Genomic DNA, 22379 nt, shown 5'->3' on the forward strand with positions numbered 1-22379 from the left:
CCCTCTCGCCAAGATGGATTTGAGCGGGGGCGAGCCAGGGGAGTTGGCGGACTGCGGTAAGAAGTGTTCGGCACAGTAGACGGGTCCTACGTTTAGGTGTTGGGAGGAAATGCTTTGTTGCGTCAACGCGCTCTGGTTGTGGATGACTCACAGGCAACCCGGTCGATGCTAGCCACGATGCTGGATGATCTCGGGTTCGACGTGGAAGAAGCATGCGACGGGGCCGAAGCGATTGCCGTGCTTCGGAAAGGGATCACGTTTGATGTCCTCCTGGTGGATTGGAACATGCCCAACGTCGATGGCGTGGAGCTTGTCCATGCGGTGCGCAACGATCCCTTCTACAACAAGCAGGTTCGCCTGGTCATGGTGACCTCCGTGGACGAGCCGAACCTCATGGAAAAGGCGCTGACCACCGGCGCGAACGAATACCTCATGAAGCCATTCACAAAAGAGATGCTGGCCGACAAATTGACATTGATTGGAATCGCAAGGAACAACTGATGGCCAATATTCGCATCCTCATCGTGGACGACTCCAGCCCGATCCGGAGTTCGATCTCCTCGTTGCTGGGAGAGGAGCCCGATCTGCAAGTTGTCGGGATCGCACGCAATGGGCGCATTGGTGTGGAGAAAGTCATGCAGGTCAGAGCGGACATCGTCCTTCTCGACATCGAAATGCCCGAAATGGACGGCATGACCGCGCTTAAGATTATTCGTAAGGACCATCCAGATCTTCCAATCATCATGTTCAGCGCGCTGACGAAAAGAGGCGCTTCGCAAACACTGGAAGCGTTGGCGCTGGGCGCTGATGATTACGTGGCCAAGCCGTCGATGGAAAAAAATCTGGACCAGGCCCTGGAGAATTGCAAAAGGGAACTGGTTCCGAAGATTCGGGCACTCTGCGGACGGGCCACGCCGGACAAGAGGGCTACCGTGCGCGTGCCGGCGCCGAATCCAGGCAAGGTGTCGGGCCGGACGGACATAGTTGTGTTGACCGCTTCCACGGGGGGACCGAGCGCGCTTGAGGAACTCCTCCCGAGGTTTCCTGCGAATTGCCCAGTTCCCTTTGTGATCGTGCAATCCATGTTGCCGCTTTTGATCAAGAGCTTTGTCGAGCGTTTGCAGAGCCAATGCAGGATGAATGTAATGGAAACCGGGGACGCCCGGCCTCTGATTCCCGGAATCTACATCGCAACGGGCGGGAAGCATACGGTCGTGGAGCGCGTCGCAGATCAGATTCAAATTCGGGCGACGGAAGGCGCGTCAGAAAACTCCTTCCTTCCGTCGGCGGACGTCCTGTTGCGGTCGGTGACGGGCGTGTATGGCGGCAACTGCACGGTCGGGATATTGACGGGCATGGGGGATAACGGCCTGAAAGGTTGCGAACATGTGTACGGCTGTGGCGGGGAGATTCTCGTGCAGGATCAGGAAAGTTCCAAGGTCTGGGGTATGCCAGCGGCAGTCCTGGAGGCGGGACTCGCGCACGGCGTATTTCCGTTGAATGCATTTTACGAACAGATTCACAGAAGGATTCAGGCGAGTAAATCCATCCCGGTAATGGCGACACCGTGAGCGGAACTTTAGGCATGTCGGTCCGGCGAGAGGACTTCGACTACATACGCGCGCTCCTCAAGGGGCACTCGGGCGTATTTCTCGAAGATGGCAAGGAGTACCTCTTGGAGGTGAGATTGTCTCCTCTGTATGTAGACATGAAAGTGGACTCGATCGCCGAATTGGTGACGGTATTGCGGCGCGATGCAAACGCCGCGATGCGCGAACGTGTCCTCAATACGCTGCTGACCAACGAGACCTATTTCTTCCGCGACATCCATCCGTTCGAGGTGTTGCGCACCGATGCTCTGCCGAGACTATTTGCCGCTCGCACCGGAAAGAAGCAACTCCGCATCTGGTCTGCCGCGTGTTCCACGGGGCAGGAGCCGTACAGCATCGCGATGATCGTTCATGAGCTCATGCAGGGTTGCCCGGGATATGCCGTCGAAATCATCGCTACCGATATCGCCGAGGAAAACCTGGAGCGTGCGAGGTCGGGCCAGTACACCCAGGCGGAAGTCAACCGGGGCCTGCCGGCGGCCATGCTGATCAAGCATTTCACGAAAAAGGACGCAATCTGGGAGATCAACGAATCCATCCGGCGCATGGTCACTTTTCGCAAGCTCAACTTGTTTGAGTCCTGGCATGGCGTCGGCGCAATGGACCTGGTTCTTCTTCGCAACGTCTTGATCTATTTCGACCAGGGCGCAAAGAAAGAGATCATCCGGCGCATCCGGCGGACCGTGGCGGACGATGGCGCCGTATTCCTCGGTGCGTCAGAGACCGTCTTGGGACTTTCGGATGAGTTCCACATCATGCATTCGGGCAAGGCTTCCCTGTATCGTCCCAAAGCCGCCGAGATGGTTGCGGTTCCCGGAGAGGTGAAGCGATGAGAATTCGGGTTGCCGGTCAAAACGGGAGTCTATCTGCAGTGGGGGTACGCAGGAATACGGGGGGAGATATGGAATTCAACATGAACCGCGGGATCGGTCCGGTCCAGCGAAATGCCTGTGCCGGCCGCGGCGGGAGGATCTGAGATGTTGCATCTGGCTTCAACACTGGTTCTGTTGCTGGTGGCTGCGGGACTGTGGATACGCAAGCGCAATCCGCAGTGGCATCAGCGGCTGATGATCGCCGCATTCGGCAGCGATCTTCTGCTGGTTCTGTATATCGAATTCACGCGTCACGCAGTCGAGAAGGTTGTGTCGCGCGTCCGGCCGCTGGTCTGGTTTCACGCCGGGGTGTCGCTGGCCGTGCTGGTCTGCTACGTCCTTATGATTCTCTTGGGGCGTCCGATGCTTGCGGGCAGGTACGAAACACGCGCGCTGCATCGCGTGCTCGGAATCACCTTCGTCGTGCTCAGAAGCCTGAATTACGCGACCAGTTATATGGTGGTCTGAAGCCGTTCTGTTCCGGAGCCGTTGGGAAATCGCATGGGAAACCAGGAGACAGGCGTTCACCGGACCGATTCGCTCTACGCCCAGATGGGTGGAAGAACGCGCATTACCGCCGCGGCAGAAAGGTTCTACGAGAAAATTATGGCAGACGGCGATCTCAAGACTTTTTTCGCGGGGACCAACACAACGTGGATGAAGATGCGGTTGAGCCGGTATCTGACGCAGGTCCTGGGCGGGCCGGCGCAATACAGGGGTCTCTCGATGAAGGCGGCGCATGCCCATCTGCACATCGAGCGGCGCCACTTCCAGCAAGCCGAAAAACTCCTTGCGGCGGCCCTGGATGAGGTAGGCGTGCCGCCCAACGTGGTGGCAAGTGTGATGCAGAAGGTTATGGAGCTCGAACCGGATGTTGTCACGGAGGCACAATGTGCCCGCTGACGCTTCTCTGTCACAACGATTTTGTGGGTGGACCAGATGTGTAGCGGGGGGGACAAAACACGGGTCTTGAAGTGAACGATCGGGATTGCGTTCATCTGTTTCAAGGGTCTGAAGAGAGGCACCAGCCAGCTGGTGAATAGAAATCGCTCCGCCACGGAGCAAAAAAAGAAAAGGAGTCGTCATGGGAGTCAAATTGCCGTCCGTTCGCCGCTCCGATTCGCTCTACGCTCAACTGGGCGGAAAGGCGAGTATCGAAGCGGCCGTCGAAAAGTTCTACGAGAAGGTCCTGGCAGATCGCGAGCTCAAGCCGTTTTTCGCCAAGACCAATATGACCTGGCTCAAGCTGCGCCAGACGCAGTTCATGAGCCAGGCCCTTGGGGGGCCCGCGGATTACAAGGGCCGCTCGATGAAGTCGGCGCACGCGAAGCTGCTTATTGAGCCGCGGCACTTCGAGCGCGTGGGCACGCACCTTGCGGTGACGCTCACCGAACTGGGTGTGCCGCCCGAGCTGGTGGATACGGTGATGGAGAAAATCGGCGGTCTTGAGGGGGACATCGTGACTGTGCGCAAGAATGATTCCGGAGATACAGAGCAGGGCCTGACCATGGCCCAAGTACGTGCGATGCTGGAAAATTCGCCCATCAACATCATGCTGGCGGATTTGGACATGAACATCATTTATGTGAATCCAGCGTCCGAAAAGCTGCTGGGAACTCTCGAAAAATTCCTGCCGGTGACTGCAGATAAAGTCGTGGGGTCGAGTATCGACATCTTCCACAAGAATGCGGCGTACCAGCGCAAGATTTTGAGCAATCCGAGAAACCTGCCGCACCGGTCGAACATTCAGATCGGCGACCAGACCGCCGATTTGCTGGCCACGGCGATCTACGACGAGAAGAACAACTACATTGGCCCGATGGTCACGTGGTCATTGATCACCGACCGTTTGAAGACCGAGACGGAAATGTCGCGCGTCATGTCCATGATGGAAAACGCGCCCATCAACATCATGTCCGCCGACCTGGATCTGAAGCTCCAGTACCTCAATCCAGCCGCCAAGAACCTGATGAGGAAGATCGAGCAGTATCTCCCCGTCCGGGCCGATCAAATGATCGGCACGGCCATCGACATCTTCCACAAGAATCCTGAGCAGCAGCGCAAGTTCCTGTCCAATGACCGGAACCTGCCCTTCAGCGCTCAGATCGAGATCGGCCCTGAATCGTTCGATCTGAAAGTCAGCGCCATCTACGATCAGAACAAGAAATATCTGGGTCCCATGGTCACCTGGGAACAAATCACCGAAAAGCTGGCCGCCGAGCGCACCATCAAAGAGGCCCAGGAGCGCGAGCGGAAGCAGGTGGAAGAGCTGAAAACAACCATGGCGACGGTGGCGCAGAACGCTTCCGGCCTGGCCACGGCGTCGGAGGAGCTCACCGCTGTCAGCCAGCAGATGAGCACAAACGCGGAAGAGACGGCATCGCAGGCCAACGTGGTCTCGGCGGCTTCCGAGCAGGTGAACCGCAGCCTCCAGACGGTGGCCACCGGCACGGAGGAGATGAGCTCCAGCATCAAGGAGATCGCCAAGAACGCGGCGGACGCGGCCAAGGTTGCCAGCGAAGCGGTGAAGGTTGCGCAGTCGACCAACACGACCGTTGCCAAGCTGGGTGAATCGAGCGCCGAAATCAGCCAGGTAATCAAGCTCATTACTTCCATCGCGCAGCAGACCAACCTGCTGGCGCTTAACGCCACCATCGAAGCCGCCCGCGCGGGCGAAGCCGGCAAAGGCTTCGCGGTCGTCGCCAACGAAGTGAAGGAACTGGCGAAGGAAACCGCGAAGGCCACCGAGGACATCAGCCGGAAGATCGAGGCGATCCAGAGCGATACCAAGGGTGCCGTTGAAGCGATCGGTGCGATCGGCGCGATCATCACCCAGGTGAACGACTTCTCCAACACCATTGCGACGGCCGTCGAAGAACAGAACGCCACGACGACTGAGATGACCCGCAACGTGAACGAAGCGGCTAAGGGCGCAGGCGAGATCGCGAAGAATATCGCCGGCGTGGCCGAAGCCGCCAAGAGCACGTCCCGCGGGGCGGGGGATTCACAAAAGGCGGCGCAATCTCTGGCAAGTATGTCTGCCGAGTTGCGCGGTCTCGTGGGCCGGTACAAGTTCTGAACCGGCCGCGGAACCCGGACGAGCGAAAGCGCATGTGTGGGACTCTCAGATCGCTGAACGCAGCGGCCGTACGACTGCGTCGGGGGTGTATCCATGCAGCGTAAACTGAAGCGCGCTGCCGAGCTGGGAGGCCTTGCCCGCACGATGGCAAGCCTCCAGCGCGGCAGCAGCGCTTCGGCCAGACAATCCCAAACGTCGGTCGTGCAACGGCTCGCACAGTTGCACGGATTGCCCCAAAAGATCGGGCAAATCCTTTCTCTCGGAGAACTGGGCGGGGAAGAGCGGCTTTTCAGCTCGCTCACGGAAACCGCCCCGGCGCTCTCCTCCCGGGAGGCCTTCGAGGAAATCGAAAAAGCGCTCGGGCGCCCACTCGGCGAATGTTTTGCGCATATCGAGGCGCAAGGCGTGGGCGCTTCGCTTGCACAAGTACACAAAGCGATTTTGCCTGACGGCCGCGCGGTGGCCGTCAAAATCCAATACCCCGGCATAGCCGACGCGCTGGACTTGGACCTGCGGGCGTTAGGCTGGCTCACGGCCCCCGTGGGCGGCCTGAACCGTGGCTTTGACCTGAGCGGTTATCGTCGCGAGATCGGTTCGATGTTTCGCGAGGAGCTGAACTACCGGCACGAAGCCGAGATGCTGGGTTCTTTCCGCGAGGTGGCGCGCCGCTCTCCGCGGGTGGAAATTCCCGAAGTGGTCGAGGAGTTCAGCAATGAACGCGTGCTGACGATGGCTTGGCTCGATGGCGAGCCTTTTGCTTCTACGCACGCTTGGCCCCTGGCAGCGCGAACGGAGGCGGCTTCGGTTCTTCTCCGCTTCTTTCTAGCGAGCTGCTTTTCCTGGGGACTTCTCCACGCCGATCCGCACGCCGGCAACTATCGCTTCCGATTAATTCAAGGTCGACCGGTGATCGGCTTGCTCGATTTTGGCTGCGTGAAGGCCCTGGACGCACGGGCCACCGGTGCGCTCTCCGCGCTCATCGAAGACACCGCCACCGGCGTATTCGATCCGATCCGCGCGCGTTCTCACTTTGAAGCGATGGGGTTCCAGGCGCTCCTTCTGGCGCCCATGCAGCATCTGCTTCCCGGTCTGAGCGAGATTCTGTTCGAACCGTTCTCCAGGGAGCAGCCTTTTGATCTGAATGCCTGGCGGCTGGGCGAGCGGGTGGAAGCACATCTCGGCGAATTCCGGTGGAATTTCCGAATGGCCGGGCCGCCGCAGTTAATTTTCTTCATGCGTGCCTATCAGGGGCTCATCCAGTATCTGAAGGCTCTGGACGCACCGGTGAACTGGCAAGAGGAGTATCGCCGGCTGGCCGCTCCAGCGTTACTGCCGGAGCCGGGAGCGAAGGCTGCGGCTCAATCTGCATGGCCTGTCCGAGCGAAATCGAGCTCCTTGAAGATTCGAGTAGCGCAAAGCGGCCGCACGAAGGCCGAAGTCACCTTTCTCGCCACCGTAGCGGAGAACCTGCCCGAGCTGATGCCTCTGGGCCTGGAAGAGAAGCTCGCAAACCACGGCATTGATGTGGCTCAAATCGCGCAGAAAGCCGTCGCCGGAGGATTTGCGCCCGGTGATCTGTTCCATTTTGAAGAAGGGGCGAAGAGCTACCGTGTCTGGCTCGAATAACGCATGCCATCCATTCGCGTTCTCATCGTTGATGATTCCGTCGTCGTCCGCAAGGTAGTTTCTGAAGCCATCTCCAGCGATCCCGCGATCCAAGTTGCCGGGACCGCTGCGGACGGCAAGATCGCTCTCGCGAAGATTCCGCTCCTCAACCCCGATATCATCACGCTCGATGTGGAGATGCCCGGCATAAACGGCATCGAAACGCTGAAAGAGATCCGAAGACTGTATCCGAAGCTCCCCGTCATCATGTTCAGCACGATGACCGAGCGCGGGGCTGCAATCACACTCGATGCGCTGTCTCTGGGGGCTTCCGATTATGTGACCAAGCCCAGCAAGAGCGGCGATCCCGATGTGGCCGCGGAACGCGTCCGCACCGAGATGGTTCCCAAGATCAAGGCGCTCTGTGCGCAGCGGCCCATCGAGCCGCCGTCTGCTCTGTTGGCGGCTCCCGCCACCGACGTGGCAGTTCCGCAATTGATCATTCCTGCCGTGCCCAGGCAGGCTTCGTCGCGCATCGACATCCTCGCCATCGGAGCTTCCACCGGCGGCCCCAATGCGTTGGCCAAGATGTTGCCTCTGTTTCCCGCGAATTTTCCGATCCCCATCGTCATTGTGCAACACATGCCGCCGCTCTTCACGCGGCTGCTTTCCGACCGGCTCAACGATCAAACGAAGATCACCATTCGCGAAGGGGTGCCGGGCAGCATTTTGGAACCCGGGCACGTCTGGATTGCCCCCGGGGATTTTCACATGGCCGTCGAGCGCTTTGGCGCAAATGTGCGGCTGGCGATGAACCAGAGATCGCACGAGAATTCCTGCCGTCCCTCGGTCGATGTGCTATTCCGTTCGGTGGCAAAAGTCTACGGCAGCAACGTCCTGGCCCTGGTTCTAACGGGTATGGGGGCGGACGGCGTGCGTGGTTCGCAACACATCCGCGAACAGGGCGGCCTGGTCTACGTTCAGGATGAGGCCAGCTCGGTGGTTTGGGGCATGCCAGGGCTGGTGGCGCAAGCCGGCCTCGCAGACGACATCATTCCCCTCGACATCATGGCCTATGAGATCGTGCGCCGCGTCAAAAACAGCCGCTCGTTACCCGGGCGCAAGGTGGCAGGAATTGCCCAGTAGATGAGACCCTTGATCCAAGACTTTGTTGAAGGACTGCTTACACTCATCATTCCGAGAAGCGAAGTGATGAGAAACCTCTCTCTTGTTTAGTCTTTTGTGCGGAGAGATTCCCATAAAATAGGGCCATGCAAGAACGCGGTGGCTTATCGGACAGTTCGACTCGCGGATTCCGAGGGCAGGGAAGCGTTGCGGACGCTCCAAAAGTTCCCCGGGGATGACGGGGGTCGAGAACAAGACCTAGCTCTGGCCTGATCAAGGATGAGTATCTGAAGCGCTTTGCTGCAGAGATAGCTCACTTCTGATGTGACCCCACAGCTTTATTCTCGCCTCAATCGAGGTCACAGCCGCCCGTTCGGCTTCCTGCCACTTAACCGTCGCATCTTCACATAACGAGGCGAGCATCTTCCTCGCCAGTGGCGCGTGATGATCCCCGTCGACTTCAATGTGTCTCTCGAGATACTGACGGAAGAAGTGGTACTCATCGGAGTAGAAAAGATTCAGCCGTTTCATGATCTGGGAAAACATCTGCGGGATAATGTCTTCACGGCCAAATAAGAAGGAGGCGGCAACCTCATGGGGTTTCCCGCGAGCCAGATCGAATGTGGTCCGAACAAAGTTAAGGGCCCCGTTTTCCGCGGAAAGACCTTTCAATGCGGCATCAAAAGCAGTTGCTCCTCGAACTTGGTCAATGAAATTCAGCACCGGTTTCGTGTCGGCGCCAATTTCCTCCATGGCACGCAAATAGAGCTCAAAATGACTCAGGTACAGGCCTTCCCCAACTTCGTCAGATTCTTCACACAATACGATTTCATTAATAAATCGAGCAAGCTGTGGGTCCTTTGCTGGCAGCCAGGGTACGTCTATACAGGTCAGTTGTCGTTGCAGGGTTTTCAGCAGGGACATGAAATCCAAGACAGCAAAAACATGGGATTTCATGAAAGTCTGGATGGTCTGCAAATCCTTCAACTCTTCGTAAATGGGATGTGCTAAGAGGGCTTCTCGCTGCTTCGAGATCCGCGCTTCAAATGCCTCGAGATGTCCATTGCTGGAGAGTGTCTTCATCTGTTCTATGCCTCGGCAACCAGCCTGCATGCGTAAAGCCACCAGATGTGGCCTCCTGCGAAGTTTCGCGGTATCTCAAATGCTCATCGGCGATGGGTGATTCCGCAAACGAAGAAGCTCTTTTTCGATTCTAGTGATGCTTTCTGCGCTTGAGCAACAGTTATTAGGAATGCGTTGTCGTTAAGTGAAGACCATCGGAGCTACAGAAACAAGAAATCCGCGAGGGATGGTTTACATAGGCATGTGAACGCGTGAAACAAGCAGCGGGTGGGTTGTTTTTACGTGCGTACAGCTCAGTGCCGGACGCTCCGAAATCTGCGGGGGTACCGGAGTGATTGACAATCTCCCTACTACGTCTATATAGTGCGGCCATTAATAGGATGTACAGACCGGGGTATCGGCATTATTGATTGATCTTTATAACGCTTCTTAAGCCGATACGAAATGGACCAGAGGTTTGCAATCATCCGTTCGGGCACGGACAGGGACCAGTTTAACCCTTACTTGCGCAATCGTGACCTGCCTTGCGCTTGTCTGGTATTCAAATATCCGCGCTTCCGTCGAAAACAGCCGCTGGGTAGGACAGACGGATGATGTCCTCCTGGAAATCAGCGGAACTCTGCCGGCAATTGCGGATGCCGAAAGAACAAGCCACGGGTACATCATCACCGGTGAGGACTCCCGCCTAGAAAGCTTTCAATCTGCTCTTTCCCACGTAACGGAACATCTAGACAACCTGAAACGGCTGATCTCAGACAACCCGCGCCAACAAGAACGTGTTACTGCGATACAGCCTCGTATTGTCGGTCGACTCAAGTTGCTTCAAGAAGCCTCGATCTTGAAGCTCTCGGACGGCATGCCAGCATTAACCTGGCCCCGCTGGCTGCGAGAATCCGAGGCATCCGCGATCAGGGGCGTACTGCTGCCGATTGAGATTGCCGTTCGCTGACTTCGTAACCCTGGCTCTGTGAGGAGGAGGTAAATGACTGGATTCGAACAACCAGCAAAACCCCTCATGCCCTCCGAGTTTCGGCAGCTCGCCGACCTTGGCCGGTCGCTACTGGGGGCGTGGGATACGGAATGGAGAGGAATCGAGCAGCAGATCCACACTGCCGGACACGGAATGCTCTGCCGGGAGGGCTGCGTGCCCTGTTGCTACGCTCGCCGATTCTGCTCTCTTCCCGAAGCAGCGGTTATTATCGACCACATCGTGACGCGCTTCCCTGCCGGAATGCAGGAAGATCTTCGCTTGCGCGTTGAGTCCGTCGCTTCGTCTCTCCGCAGGCTCCGCGAGGATGGTCTATGTGATTCCGATGGAGCCTTCTTTCGCGCGGGCGGCCTTCAATGTCCTTTCTTGGAGGACGGACATTGCCAGATTTACTCGGTCAGGCCCATCGAGTGCAGGGCCGTTTATAAGACCATCGGGCAAGACGCCTTGGATTGCCGCCGCTGTTCGCTCTCGGAACAGCGCGGGCCAGGGTACGCGATGCTGCAGCAATTCCGCAACAAAGCGCAAGAAAGTGAAACAGCGGGTGGCCTCGCGCGCGATCCCTCACAGCCCCGGTTCTTGGCGGAGGCCCTAAGCGAGTTGTGGACTCGGGACGCGCCCAGTGGATTTGCGTTTTTCACCAAGGACAGCCTGCGCACCCGGCTGGCCACCCGTGGCAGCTTCTGCGACCAAACATGGCAGGACGACCGGCAAGATTACCAATCGCTTTCGGCACGACTATCGTTTCCTGAAGAGGGCGATTACGACGGCGACTTAACGGTGATACGAGAGGGACTCGACATACACGCGCTGTATGGCCGGCGTGTCGTCATGCCGGATGCGCCAGCGATCTTCTCGTTGTACAAGCGCCTCCCCGGCTGCCAGTTCGACTGGTCGGAGCGAAAGTTTCGATGGGAAGAGAAGCGCACTGCGGGGTTGCCCTATTCGGACTGTTGGCCAGGCGGGCTTCAAAAGCGCATGATGCTGTGGGAGGCCGCCAAACGATCTCGAGGCAAGATGCTTTGCGTAGGCCTCGGCCTTGGTATCTTCCCGCAGTTCGCGTTGTCATTCCCAAGGGTCGAATCTGTCCACGTCGTGGAGCCGGATCCCTTCGTCGTCAAGCTGGTGGCCGAAGCATGGTCGAAGCATGCCTGGCCGGGTGTTGAGCGCTGTGCGATCAGAAGAGGAAGCGTCGAGGAGCACCTCGCGGAAACCATCGAAAAATACGACACGGTTTGCTTCGACACCGGGAACGTGATTGACTTCGAATACCTGCCTCATTGGAACGAGTTGACGGCCCGGGCGGAAAGAGTGTTGGCTCCCAACGGCGAGGTTCTCGTGGTGGCCCGCGACCTCATGGTGCGCAATTTCCTCCGGACTGCTGTGCGTGTCGTTGAGCAACGCACAAAGTACCTCGCTGCGGACCCCGCGGAAATGGAGAGCACTGCCAAAGGGCATCCCCTGCTGTACAGCGTTGTTTCCTGGCTGAGACAGCATCCCGATTGCAGTGACGAACAACTCCTGACGGAGGCATATCACCTGGCGACCAGCTTGAGGCGAGAAATGGGCCCGTGGTCCTGGGGTGAACCTCACACTTCTGGGAACAAGTATGGGAACAAAACCCTCCCAAACACCGTGTAAAACCATGTTACATCACGCAGGGAAATGCTAGAAAAGCCAACTACATAGCGTTTCTGGAATGATCAGCGGGTTGCAGGTTCGAGTCCTGCCCGGCTCACCACTGATTCCTAACTTTCCGAAATACAACTAATTAGATTTTTCAGTCTTCGCGTGTTCCCTCCGAATTCAGAACACTTGAGAACAAAACTCCCGCTACCCGCTCCACTGCCCGCCTTTGTGATTTCGGGATCGCATGCGAGTACGTGTTGAGCGTTGGTCCAAGATCCGAGTGGCCCAGCAACGCCTGAGCAGTCTTGATCGATTCCCCCACTTCTGCGAGCAGCGTCGCATGTGTATGCCGGAACAAATGCCAGGAAACATGTGGCTGTTTGATCCGATCACACGCGGGCGCAAGCACACGGAAGTTTGGGCCACTTCGATCGTATTTTGCAATAGATCGATCCGTTTCCAGCGTACAGCCTCGTAGCTAGGATACTGGGCCATTCGTCGGTCAGTATTGTGCACACTTACGCGAAAGTCGTAGACCGGCGCTCAGCCCTTCTCGTAATTCACTTCAATCCGAAGCTGAAATTAATGCTGCTCCCGTCGTTCAGCTGGATGCGGAAGACATAAGTCTGGTTCGCAGCTAGATTCGCCGTGCTGATGTTGAAAATCCACTGCTGACCGGAAGAATCCCAGCGGAACGCGGTATCCGCAGTAGTCGAACTGACCGTTTCTTCAACGTCCGTCGGCGTTCCGCTGACAATCTGCACCAGCAGGAAGCTTGCTACCACGCCGGGGGTCCCGATTCGCAAGGGCGATACCGGGCGCGCGCTCGATTCTTACAAGAAATCCCTTGCCATTCGCCTGGCTCTCTTCCGGAAAGATCCCGCCAATGAAGGGCTTCGGTTCAGGGTTGCGGATTGCCAGGCGGAGATTGGGAAAGCGTACGCAAGCATGGCGGAGCGCTCAACGGAGGCCCGGCGACCAATTGAAATTTTGCCGCGAAGCGAAGACCTGGATGCAGAAGGCCTTACCCGTGTTCCGGCAGAGGGAAGCGCAAGGCAAGCTTGCGGCTGGGGAAGTGGGAACACCCGAAACTTTGGCGCAGAAAATCAAAAACTGCGATCGCACCCTCGGGCGCCTGAGCGGCTTAGATTCTCAGCGCCATTAATGCGTTGTTGATGTTTTCAGACCTGCCGAGCAATCGCTGCGCGCTAAATTCAGTTGAACCAATCCAATCGCGCGGTTTGCGGCTGTGTGAGATAGACTGACCCAGAGCAACAGTCTCCGGGTTCGAGGAAGCAACTCTCCCATGGCGGCGGACATCTTAGAGGCGGAAGCCCCGGACATTCTGAAGCCGGATGCGTGCGAAAGTTGCATTGTCTGGAATGGATTTTTGATATGGCTCTACCTCCGTCACGCTCGACAAGAATGGACAAGGTGACTGCTTCCGCAATGGTGCGGCTTATGGCCGTCTGCCTTGCATTGCAGGTGGTTCTTAGTGTCCCGGTACGGGCCACGAATCAAGATCTCGGGCCGTCGATCCTCCTCCATATCAATGTCATTGACGAGAAGAATCAGCCGATAGAGGGCGCGCTTGGGGAAATCCGCCGCGAGGGAAAGCTCGTGGCGAGCCTGCCGACAGACAGAAACGGGAAGACGAGTCTCAGCGTTCCAGGTCCGGGAAGCTATCTCATCACGATCAGCAAAGAAGGTTACGTCAGCAACCAAATTACGGTAGAAATCCAGGCCAATCGTGACACTCCAGAGATGGACATCGTGCTGGCGAAACATGCTCTGAACCAGCAGAGCATCACGGTACAAGGGAAGATCACTGATCCGGTCGCGGAAAGCTCCAGTAGTCAGACGACCCTGGCGCCCACAGAAGCCAAAGAGACGCCTGCGCGACCCGCAACGCTGACGGACGCTCTGCCGCTCATCCCGGGAATCGTGCGCGGCAAAGACGGCACGGTGAGAATCGCCGGCTACGGCGAAAACCACAGCGCGCTGCTCGTGAATTCCGTGGATGTGACCGACCCCGCCACGGGAAACTTCGGACTGAGCGTGCCCATCGATAGCGTGGAAACAATCGCCGTCTCGGAGATGCCCTACCTGGCGCAATACGGAAAATTCACGGCGGGGGTTGTCACAGCAGAAACGCGAAGGGGAGGGGACAAGTGGGAGTTCAGCCTGAATGACCCGCTCCCAGAATTTCGAATCCGGAGTGGACACCTCGTGGGGCTGAAAACGGCGACCCCGCGACTGAACTTCAGTGGTCCCTTGATTGCCAACCGGCTCTATTTCCTGGAGGGTGCGGAGTACGTGCTCAAGAAGCAGGAGGTGCGGACGCTGCCTTTCCCAGTGAATGAAACACGATCCACAGCGATCAATTCGTTCACGCAGGCGGATTGGATCGTTTCGTCCACTCAGGTGCTTACCCTCAGTTACCATTTCGCGCCGCATTCCGTGCGGTATGCGGGACTGGACTTTTTCAATCCGCAGCCCGTCACACCTAATGCCAATTTTCATGAGTCCACCGGCGCGATTCTTGACCGGCTGTTGATTGCCGGTGGCGTGCTGCAAAGCACATTCGCCGTTACGCGCATCAAGAGCGAGGTGCAACCGCAAGGCCCGGCAGAGATGATCCTGAATCCGGCAGGGAATCAGGGGAGTTACTTCAGCCGGCAAGATCGCGACGCCACACGATTTGCATGGATAGAAAACTGGACGCTGCCGAAGCTGCATTTTGGCGGAGAACACACGCTGCAAATCGGTTCGTTGCTGGGGCACAGTGAAAACGAAGGCCAGTTCTCGGGCAGCCCGGTGCAGATTCAAGATGCCAGTGGACACCTGTTGCAGCGAGTCGTCTTCAGCGGCGGCAGCAGGTTCGCACTTTCCGACACGGAACCGGCGCTGTACGCGCAGGATCATTGGGTTTTGAGTCCGCGCCTTGCCCTGGAGGCCGGGATTCGCGTCGAAGGGCAGACCATCAGCCATACCACGCGCACAGCGCCGCGCCTGGGTTTCGTGTGGACCCCGTACCGGGACGGAAAGACGGTGGTGCGCGGCGGAGCTGGCGTGTTCTACGACTCCGTGCCGCTGAATGTCTATGCCTTCAGCAGTTATCCCCTGCAGACCGTTACTTCGTACGGCCCTTCCGGCGAGATTCTTGGGAATCCGATCCAGTACCTCAACATCACGGAGGAGAAGGCGCAATCGAAGTTCCCGTTCGTGGACCGATCGCGGACCAGCGGGAACTTTGCTCCGTATAGCCTGGCATGGAATGTCGAGGTGGAACGCCCGGTAACGCGCCTGGTGACCTTGCGGGTGAAGTACCTGCAGAGCGTGGCGCAAGATCTGATTTCGATCCAGCCCGAAATCATTCAGAACCAAAACGCTCTCGTACTGGGCTCGAGGGGGACTGCACGGACGCGCCAGTATGAGTTCACTGCCCGAATAGGCGGCGAAGGACGGCGGCAGTTCTTCCTGTCGTACGTCCGGCAATTCGCACGCGGAAACATCAGCGATGCAAATGAATTTCTGGGAGATATCCCTTTTCCCATCGTGCGGCAGAACCTGCTCGCGAGCTTGCCCAGTGAAATTCCCAATCGTTTTATATTCTGGGGAACGTATGCCCTGCCACGGAAGGTGCGGATAATACCGCACATGGAACTGCGGAATGGCTTTCCTTACCAGCCGACGGATGTGTACCAGCAATACGTCACACAAAGCTCCGGGGCGCAGGACCGATTTCCGTATTACTTTTCATTTGACCTGCGAGGGTCTAAAGATCTTCAGGTCTCACCCAAATATGCAGTCCGGCTCTCTGCAACCGTTCAGAATCTGACGAATCACTTCAATCCTCTGGAAGTGCATTCGAATGTGGCAGACCCGCGATATGGCATCTTCTTCGGAAATATCCACCGCAGGGTCTTGCTCGATTTTGACGTTCTATTCTGAGGAGTCCTTGCGGCAGAAGAAAAAGCCAAGCCCCGGCCTGGCAAATCATCAGGAAGGCCAGCTCGTCCGGATAGAGCCGGATATTGCAGCGGATGGTCTCCGGGGAATTAGCGCAGGCGATTCTTATAGACGGCCATGCCCACGGCAGCGTCCATGCCCATCTTTGCGAGGGCGGCGATTTCACGGCGCGTCTTGATTCCCCCCGCGGCGATGATGGGATGGGTGGTAACGCCGCGCAGTTTGCGAAACCATTTGAGATTCACTCCGCTCATCGTGCCTTCGCGGTCCACGTCCGTGCAAAGAAATCCGCCACAGAAGGGTTCGAGTTCCGGCATGAGGCTTTCCGCGCGCAGCGCCAAGCCCTTCCGCCATCCGTGAATCGTGATGTGTCCCTTTTTTGTATCCAGCGCCACAAGGATGCGCTTGCGATCCACTTTTTTTGCAAGCTGCCGGAAAAAGGGCGCGTTGACCTGGCCACGAGCAAACGCCGAGCTGCCGATGATCACCTGCGCTGCGCCCCAGCCAATCACTTCCGCGGCTCTGGCAACCGTGCGAATTCCGCCGCCGACCCGCACCTTCATTCCATACTTCTTTTTCGCCTGCGAGCAGAGGTCGTGCACGAGGCGGTTATTGGCGCCTTTGCCCATTGCGGCATCCAGATCGATGATGTGCAGCCAGGGATAGTTCTGGAATTTACTGAGCAGGCCAAACACATCCGCGACGGCCAGCTCGCGCCTTCGTCCCTGCACAAGCTGCACCGCTTGTCCGTTCTGCAGATCGATGCAAGGGATCAGCATGGCAGGCGCACCTCGACTCCGCGCGCCGCAAGAAACTGTTTTAATTCGCGAATGGGCTGCGATTGGTCATGGAAAATCGAGGCGGCCAGCGCCGCATCTGCCGCGCCTTCGTTAAAGATTTCCACAAAATGCTCCGGCAATTTTGCGCCGCCCGAGGCAATGACCGGCACGGAGACCGCCCGGGAGATTCTTGCGGTGAGTGTGGTGTCGAAACCGCTTTGTGTGCCGTCGCGATCCACCGACGTCAGCAGGATTTCCCCCGCGCCCCGCGCAACGCCTTCCCGCGCCCAGACGATGGCGTCGCGCCCGGAAGATTCCCGCCCTCCGCGCACCATGACATCCCAGGAACCGGCTTTGCGCTTGGCGTCGATGGCCAGAACCACGGCCTGCGCCCCGAATTCACGCGAAAGCTCGGAGAGCAGCTCCGGGCGCTGCACGGCGGCGGTATTGACGGTGACCTTGTCGGCACCCGCGCGCACGACCGCGCGGGCATCCTCGAGGGTGCGAATGCCGCCACCTGCGGTCAAGGGAATGGCCAGCTCCGCCGCCACGCGGCGGATCGTCTCAAGGAAGGTTGGACGCCGGTCACGCGACGCCGCAATGTCCAGCACCACTAGTTCATCGGCGCCTTCCGCGTTGTAGCGAGCCGCCAGCTCGACGGGGTCGCCGGCATCGCGGAGGCCGGCAAAATTGACGCCTTTGACCACGCGTGCGCCGTCCGTATCGAGGCAGGGAAGGATTCTGCGTGCCAGGCTCATGCCGCCATCCTCAGGAAGTTCTGCAGGACGCGGGCCCCGGCCTCGCTGCTTTTTTCCGGGTGAAACTGCACCGCGCAAAGATTGTGCTTTTCCAGAGCCGCCACAAAGTCCGTTCCGTGCGTGCAGGTCGCCACCACATCCGCGTCCGCGCTTGCGGCGGCATAAGAATGAGCAAAATAAAAGTAAGAGCTGGGGCCGATTCCTTCGAGCAGCCGGGATTCGCGGCGCTGCTGCACCTGGTTCCAGCCCATGTGCGGGAGCTTGACGGTGCCCGGCAGGGAGCGCACGTGCCCGGGCAGCAAGTTCAGGCCGGCCAGTTCGGGCGCTTCCTCGCTGGATTCGTAGAGCGCCTGGAGTCCGAGGCAAATCCCCAGAAACGGCACGCCGCGGCCGATCGCTTCGGTTAGAGGGCCGCGCAGTCCCCGCTCATCCAGCGCGCGGATCAGCGCCGCATAATGGCCGACACCGGGCAACAACAGCGCCGCGGCTTTCGAAATGCCATCCGGCGAGCTGGTGCGCTCGGAAGCGGTATCCAGGCGCTGCAAGGCGCGCTCGACGGATGGAACATTTCCCGCGCCGTAATCCACGAGTGTCACCTTCATGTCAGAGCAACCCCTTCGTGCTGGGCAGCACACGGCGCAAGCGCCTGTCCCGGGACACCGCGAAGCGCAGCGCTCGCGCGAAGGCCTTGAACATGGCCTCGACCTGGTGGTGCGACGATCGTCCGTAGAGCGCGCGGAGATGGACGTTGGCCCGCGCCGCCTGTGCGAAGCCCTGGAAAAAATCCTCCACCAGTTCGGTTTGAAAATCTCCGACCCGTGCCGCAGCGATCCGGCCCTTGACCACGCAGTAGGGCCGCCCGCCGAGGTCCACCGCGGCCGCCGCGAGAGTTTCGTCCATAGGCATCAGGAAATAGCCGGCGCGCAGAATTCCGCGCTTGGTCCGCAACGCCTGTAGCACCGCTTCGCCAAGAGCAATACCCGTGTCTTCCACGGTATGGTGCTGGTCCACGGCCAGATCGCCTTCTACGCGCAGATCCAGATCGAAGGCACCGTGCCGTGCCACCAGATCCAGCATGTGGTCGAAGAAACCGATGCCGGTCTTGACTCTCGCTTTTCCGCGTCCATCCAGATCCAAGCGCAGATGGATGTCTGTCTCGTTCGTTTTGCGATGAATCGTAGCCGTTCGTGGCATGCTCACCTCAAATTGTTCCGGTACGCTCGCGCCACCGTCATTCCGAGCCGGCGTGGGCGGGCGGAAAATCATCCTTCACTTCTGCCGAAGCGCTCGCAAGAACCGCTGCATCTCTGCTTCCGTGCCAATCGTAATGCGCACAAACCCCGGCCCGATTTCTTTACTTCGCTCGCGCACCAGAATCCCCCGGCGCGCGAGCTTTTCGAATAATACCGGTCCGCCGGGCCCGAAATCCGCAAGCAAGAAATTTCCCGCGCTCGGATACGTCTTTACGCCCAAACGCTTCAATTCCGCGGCGAACCATGCGCGCCGGCGTTTGACTTCCCGCACGTGCCTGCGCATCACCACCTGGTCGCGCACTGCGGCATCCGCGGCAACGAGTGCCGCCAGATTGACGGGGTAGGGAGGCATGGCGCGCCGCAAGAGCGCGAGCGACTTGGCGCAGGCAATCACTGCGCCCAGGCGCAAGGCTGCAAGTCCCGCAGCCTTCGAAAATGTTCGCGCCACAAACAACTGCGGATACCTGCGTATCCACGGGATGAGCGTCAGGCCGGAAAAGTCCGCATAGGCTTCGTCGATCACCACGGCAGTATGCGTCGCCGCCTTCAGAATCGCCTGCAACTGTGCCTTCCGGAGCAGCGTGCCCGTGGGATTATTGGGATTGGCGAGGAACAGGACCCGCGGCCTTTTGCGCAACGCCAGAAGCGCGTCCGCGAGCGGAAACTCCATCTCGGCGTTGTAGCGCATGACGTCAATGCGCGCTGCAAAGATCTCCGCGTAGTAGCGGTACATCGGAAATGTCGGCTCGCAGATCAGAATGCGGCTCCCGGCATCCACGAAGGTGTCGAAGAAAACGCGCAGGGCATCGTCTCCGCCATTGGCCAGCAGCAGTTCTTGCGGGCGAACGCCGAAATAACGCGCCAGGCGCCGCGTGGGCGCTAGGTACTCGGGATACATGGCAAGCTGTTTCGCGCTCAGTTTCGCGAGGGCACGCAGCACCGCCGGAGCACAGCCCGCGGTGTTCTCGTTGAAATCCAGGCGCAGCTTGTTCCGCCGGCCCTCCGCGGGCGGCTCATAGGTGCGCCGTTCGAGGATGGCTCTGCGGACCGGCAACCGGACTTTCATCGCCGTACCTCCACGGCCTTCGCGTGCGCCAGCAATCCTTCGGCCTTCGCTAGGGTCCGGACATCCCCGGCCAGTCGGGCGAAGCCGCGCTGGCCGATGGATTGGACGCTGATGCATTTCACGAAATCGGCTGCGCAGAGGCCGCCGCGCATGCGCGCCCAGCCTCCGGTCGGCAGGACGTGGTTGCTGCCGCTCAGGTAGTCGCCCAGGGGCTGTGCGCCCCAGGGCCCCAGAAACACGGTTCCCGCCGCGCGGATCTTCTGCAGCAGCATTTGGGAATTGTCCGGGAGACTGAGGTGCTCCGGGGCAAAGCGGTTGACGAAATCGCATGCGGCGCCGAGCGAAGCGGCAAGCACGATGGCTCCCGTACGCCGCATGGACAGGTGTGCCGGATTGGCCGGCGGAAAACTCTTTAGTTGCGCCTCTGCTTCCGCAGCGACAGTCCGCGCGAGCTCCGCCGACGTGGTCACCAGATAGCTGCCCGCATCCGGCGCATGCTCCGCCTGGGCCAGCAGGTCCGCCGCAATCCAGCGTGGATTGCCCTTCGTCGCCAGGACGATGGCTTCCGTGGGTCCCGCCGGCAGATCGATCGCACAATCGCTGCTGACCAGCTGCTTTGCGGCGGTGACATAGCGGTTGCCGGGTCCAAAAATCTTGTCCACGCGCCGGATTTCGCGCGTTCCATAAGCCAGCGCCGCGATGGCCTGCGCGCCGCCAACCCTGGCTACCTCGGCGACACCGAGAAGCTTGGCCGCGGCCAGTAACTCCGCATTCGGTCGGGGGCAGACCACCACAATACGCGGCACTCCAGCTGCCAGCGCCGGAACTACGGTCATGACCAACGTCGAGACCAGGGCAAATCGCCCGCCGGGGATATAGCAGCCGATGGACTCGATGGGCCGGACCATCTGGCCGACCTTCACGCCCGGCTCGACGTCGAGCGTCCACGGCCGGGGCAACTGTTTCTCGGCAACCCGCCGCACATTTCTGACGGAATGACGCAACGCCTGCAGGAAGTCAGCGCTCACTTCGCGGGCCAGGGCCCGCATCTCGCGGCGCGCAATCCACACGCCCTCGCGCCGCAAATCCACTCCATCGAGTTTCTTGGCCCATGCCGCGAGAGCCACATCGCCGCGCTTGCGAACATCGGCAATAATCCGCGCGGCAATCCGCTCCGCCGCGGCGTCGCGCTGCTGGCGCGTCCGCAGAAACTGTTTCTCGAGCGCAGGGGTGAGTTTCAGGATGCGCATTACAGCACAATCTTGTTCAAGGGATACTCGACGATCCCCTGCGCGTTCGCGGCTTTGAGTTTGGGCAGAATCTGCCGCACCACCGCTTCCTCGATGATCGTGTTCACCGCCACCCACTCGGAATCGCTCAGCGGCGATATCGTGGGATTCTTCAGCGCCGGCAGCACGCCGAGCACGGCCGCCAGATCCTCGCGCCGCACGTTGAGCATCAGTCCCACCTTGCTGGCCGCAGCGATGGCCCCTTGCAGCATGAGGATCAGGTTTTCCGCCTTCTCGCGTTTCCAGGGATCCGCAGCCGCTGCGCGGTTCATGATGAAGACCGTCGCCGATTCGAGAATCGTATCGACGATGCGCAGGCGGTTGGCCCGCAGCGAGGATCCGGTCTCCGTCACTTCCACGATGGCGTCGGCGAGCTGCGGCACTTTCACTTCCGTTGCGCCCCAGGAGAATTCCACGCGGGCCTGCACGCCATGCCGCGCCAGATACTTTTCGGTGATTTGCACCACCTCCGTTGCGATGACTTTGCCTTCCAGATCTTTCGGCGAGCGAATGGGCGAATCCTCCGGCACCGCGAGCACCCAGCGCACCCGCGCCAGTCTCTGTTTGGCGTAGACCAGCTCGGCCAGCTCCTCGACGGCCGCTCCGGTTTCGACGACCCAGTCGTGCCCGGTGATGCCGGCGTCCAGAGCCCCGGTCTCGACGTAGCGCGCCATCTCCTGCGCGCGCACCAGCAAGCATTCGATCTCCAGGTCGTCAATCGCCGGCACATAGCTGCGCGAACTCAGCGTGACCTTCCAGCCTCCGCGCGTCAAAAGGTCGATCGTCGCTTCCTGCAGGCTGCCCTTGGGGATTCCCAGCTTCAGCCGGCTCATCGTTTGTTCTCCTGTCCATAAACTTTTTCCGGCGAAAAGGTCCGCTCAGAGCTCACCGTAACGCTTCCATCGCCGTCCATTTTGCGGAAAAAGCAGCTGCGGTAGCCTTCGTGGCAAACCCCGGGTCCGGCGGCTTCGACGCGCACGAGCAGCGCATCGGCGTCGCAATCCACGAGCAGCTCGCGTACTTTCAACACATGCCCGCTGGATTCGCCCTTCTTCCAGAGGCGGTTTCTGGAGCGGCTGAAGAACACGACCTCGCGGGTCCGCAGCGTCTCGGCCAGGGCCTCCGCGTTCATAAAACCGAGCATCAGCACGTCGCCCGTTCCATGATCCTGCACGATGGCCGAAACCAGACCGCCGCTCTTTTCAAATGCCATTTCCATGGTGCTTTCCCCCTTGAAACTATTGCCCAAAAACAAAAAACCCGCTGGGGCT

At 59.2% G+C, this 22379-nt stretch carries 22 protein-coding genes; 11 read left to right on the forward strand and 11 right to left on the reverse strand.

All coding sequences use genetic code 11. The features are described from left to right. Positions 1–165: 165 nt before the first annotated feature. The 8 genes from LAN61_15565 (at position 166) to LAN61_15600 (ending at position 8312) form a co-directional block, all read left to right on the forward strand. Positions 166–501 (forward strand): response regulator, encoded by a 336-nt coding sequence (locus tag LAN61_15565; protein ID MBZ5541933.1) that lies wholly within the window; start codon positions 166–168, stop codon positions 499–501. After that, positions 501–1571 (forward strand): chemotaxis-specific protein-glutamate methyltransferase CheB, encoded by a 1071-nt coding sequence (cheB, locus tag LAN61_15570; GenBank protein MBZ5541934.1) that lies wholly within the window; start codon positions 501–503, stop codon positions 1569–1571. Before LAN61_15565 ends, cheB begins: the two co-directional genes overlap by 1 nt. A gap of 14 nt (positions 1572–1585) precedes the next feature. Next, positions 1586–2443, forward strand: a complete 858-nt coding sequence (locus tag LAN61_15575; GenBank protein ID MBZ5541935.1) for a protein-glutamate O-methyltransferase CheR — start codon at positions 1586–1588, stop codon at positions 2441–2443. A gap of 144 nt (positions 2444–2587) precedes the next feature. Beyond that, positions 2588–2950 (forward strand): hypothetical protein, encoded by a 363-nt coding sequence (locus LAN61_15580; protein MBZ5541936.1) that lies wholly within the window; start codon positions 2588–2590, stop codon positions 2948–2950. A gap of 33 nt (positions 2951–2983) precedes the next feature. Continuing rightward, complete coding sequence (locus tag LAN61_15585) at positions 2984–3385, forward strand: group 1 truncated hemoglobin (GenBank protein ID MBZ5541937.1); 402 nt, start codon at positions 2984–2986, stop codon at positions 3383–3385. Between the two features lie 181 nt (positions 3386–3566). Then, a complete protein-coding gene (locus tag LAN61_15590; GenBank protein ID MBZ5541938.1) occupies positions 3567–5561 on the forward strand; it encodes a PAS domain S-box protein in 1995 nt (664 codons plus the stop codon). 93 nt (positions 5562–5654) lie between these two features. Continuing rightward, entirely contained in the window at positions 5655–7187 is a 1533-nt protein-coding gene (locus tag LAN61_15595) for an AarF/ABC1/UbiB kinase family protein (protein ID MBZ5541939.1), read from the forward strand. A gap of 3 nt (positions 7188–7190) precedes the next feature. Further along, the gene (locus LAN61_15600) at positions 7191–8312 is read left to right on the forward strand and encodes a chemotaxis response regulator protein-glutamate methylesterase (GenBank protein MBZ5541940.1); all 1122 of its coding nucleotides are present in this window, start codon (positions 7191–7193) and stop codon (positions 8310–8312) included. Positions 8313–8564: 252 nt separating this feature from the next. Here LAN61_15600 and LAN61_15605 read toward each other — a convergent pair whose 3' ends face one another. Next, entirely contained in the window at positions 8565–9374 is an 810-nt protein-coding gene (locus LAN61_15605; GenBank protein MBZ5541941.1) for a DUF3050 domain-containing protein, read from the reverse strand. 514 nt (positions 9375–9888) lie between these two features. On the opposite strand from LAN61_15605, the gene LAN61_15610 reads away from it, so the two are divergent. Together LAN61_15610 and LAN61_15615 are read left to right on the forward strand one after the other, a co-directional pair. Further along, positions 9889–10323, forward strand: coding sequence for a CHASE3 domain-containing protein (locus LAN61_15610; GenBank protein MBZ5541942.1), 435 nt, complete (start codon positions 9889–9891; stop codon positions 10321–10323). Positions 10324–10860: 537 nt separating this feature from the next. Further along, complete coding sequence (locus tag LAN61_15615) at positions 10861–12003, forward strand: hypothetical protein (GenBank protein ID MBZ5541943.1); 1143 nt, start codon at positions 10861–10863, stop codon at positions 12001–12003. A 139-nt stretch (positions 12004–12142) separates the two neighbouring features. On the opposite strand, the gene LAN61_15620 is transcribed toward LAN61_15615, so the two are convergent. Together LAN61_15620 and LAN61_15625 are read right to left on the reverse strand one after the other, a co-directional pair. After that, positions 12143–12454 carry a tyrosine-type recombinase/integrase gene (locus LAN61_15620; protein ID MBZ5541944.1) on the reverse strand — a complete coding sequence of 104 codons (312 nt, stop codon included), beginning with the start codon at positions 12452–12454 and terminating at the stop codon, positions 12143–12145. Between the two features lie 97 nt (positions 12455–12551). Continuing rightward, positions 12552–12797, reverse strand: coding sequence for a PxKF domain-containing protein (locus LAN61_15625; GenBank protein MBZ5541945.1), 246 nt, complete (start codon positions 12795–12797; stop codon positions 12552–12554). Positions 12798–13416: 619 nt separating this feature from the next. Here LAN61_15625 and LAN61_15630 point away from each other — a divergent pair. Next, positions 13417–15945: a TonB-dependent receptor gene (locus LAN61_15630; GenBank protein MBZ5541946.1), complete on the forward strand. Its 2529-nt coding sequence runs from the start codon at positions 13417–13419 to the stop codon at positions 15943–15945. A gap of 107 nt (positions 15946–16052) precedes the next feature. Here the strand turns inward: LAN61_15630 and LAN61_15635 are convergent, their stop codons facing one another. The 8 genes from LAN61_15635 to hisI all read right to left on the reverse strand — a co-directional run bounded on the left by LAN61_15635 (position 16053) and on the right by hisI (position 22327). Further along, positions 16053–16742 (reverse strand): 1-(5-phosphoribosyl)-5-[(5-phosphoribosylamino)methylideneamino] imidazole-4-carboxamide isomerase, encoded by a 690-nt coding sequence (locus LAN61_15635; GenBank protein MBZ5541947.1) that lies wholly within the window; start codon positions 16740–16742, stop codon positions 16053–16055. After that, positions 16736–17500 carry an imidazole glycerol phosphate synthase subunit HisF gene (gene hisF, locus LAN61_15640; GenBank protein ID MBZ5541948.1) on the reverse strand — a complete coding sequence of 255 codons (765 nt, stop codon included), beginning with the start codon at positions 17498–17500 and terminating at the stop codon, positions 16736–16738. The genes LAN61_15635 and hisF overlap by 7 nt, the downstream gene beginning before the upstream one ends. Beyond that, a complete protein-coding gene (hisH, locus tag LAN61_15645) occupies positions 17497–18102 on the reverse strand; it encodes an imidazole glycerol phosphate synthase subunit HisH (GenBank protein MBZ5541949.1) in 606 nt (201 codons plus the stop codon). Before hisH ends, hisF begins: the two co-directional genes overlap by 4 nt. 1 nt (position 18103) lies before the next feature. Then, complete coding sequence (gene hisB, locus LAN61_15650) at positions 18104–18694, reverse strand: imidazoleglycerol-phosphate dehydratase HisB (GenBank protein MBZ5541950.1); 591 nt, start codon at positions 18692–18694, stop codon at positions 18104–18106. 75 nt (positions 18695–18769) lie between these two features. Then, complete coding sequence (gene hisC, locus LAN61_15655; protein ID MBZ5541951.1) at positions 18770–19819, reverse strand: histidinol-phosphate transaminase; 1050 nt, start codon at positions 19817–19819, stop codon at positions 18770–18772. After that, positions 19816–21069 (reverse strand): histidinol dehydrogenase, encoded by a 1254-nt coding sequence (gene hisD / locus LAN61_15660; GenBank protein ID MBZ5541952.1) that lies wholly within the window; start codon positions 21067–21069, stop codon positions 19816–19818. The genes hisC and hisD overlap by 4 nt, the downstream gene beginning before the upstream one ends. After that, on the reverse strand, positions 21069–21941 hold the full coding sequence (gene hisG, locus LAN61_15665) for an ATP phosphoribosyltransferase (protein MBZ5541953.1): 873 nt from the start codon (positions 21939–21941) through the stop codon (positions 21069–21071). Before hisG ends, hisD begins: the two co-directional genes overlap by 1 nt. Further along, positions 21938–22327: a phosphoribosyl-AMP cyclohydrolase gene (hisI, locus tag LAN61_15670; protein MBZ5541954.1), complete on the reverse strand. Its 390-nt coding sequence runs from the start codon at positions 22325–22327 to the stop codon at positions 21938–21940. Before hisI ends, hisG begins: the two co-directional genes overlap by 4 nt. Positions 22328–22379: the final 52 nt, after the last annotated feature.

The organism is Terriglobia bacterium, assembly GCA_020072785.1.
Lineage (GTDB): Bacteria > Acidobacteriota > Terriglobia > Acidiferrales > UBA7541 > Acidiferrum.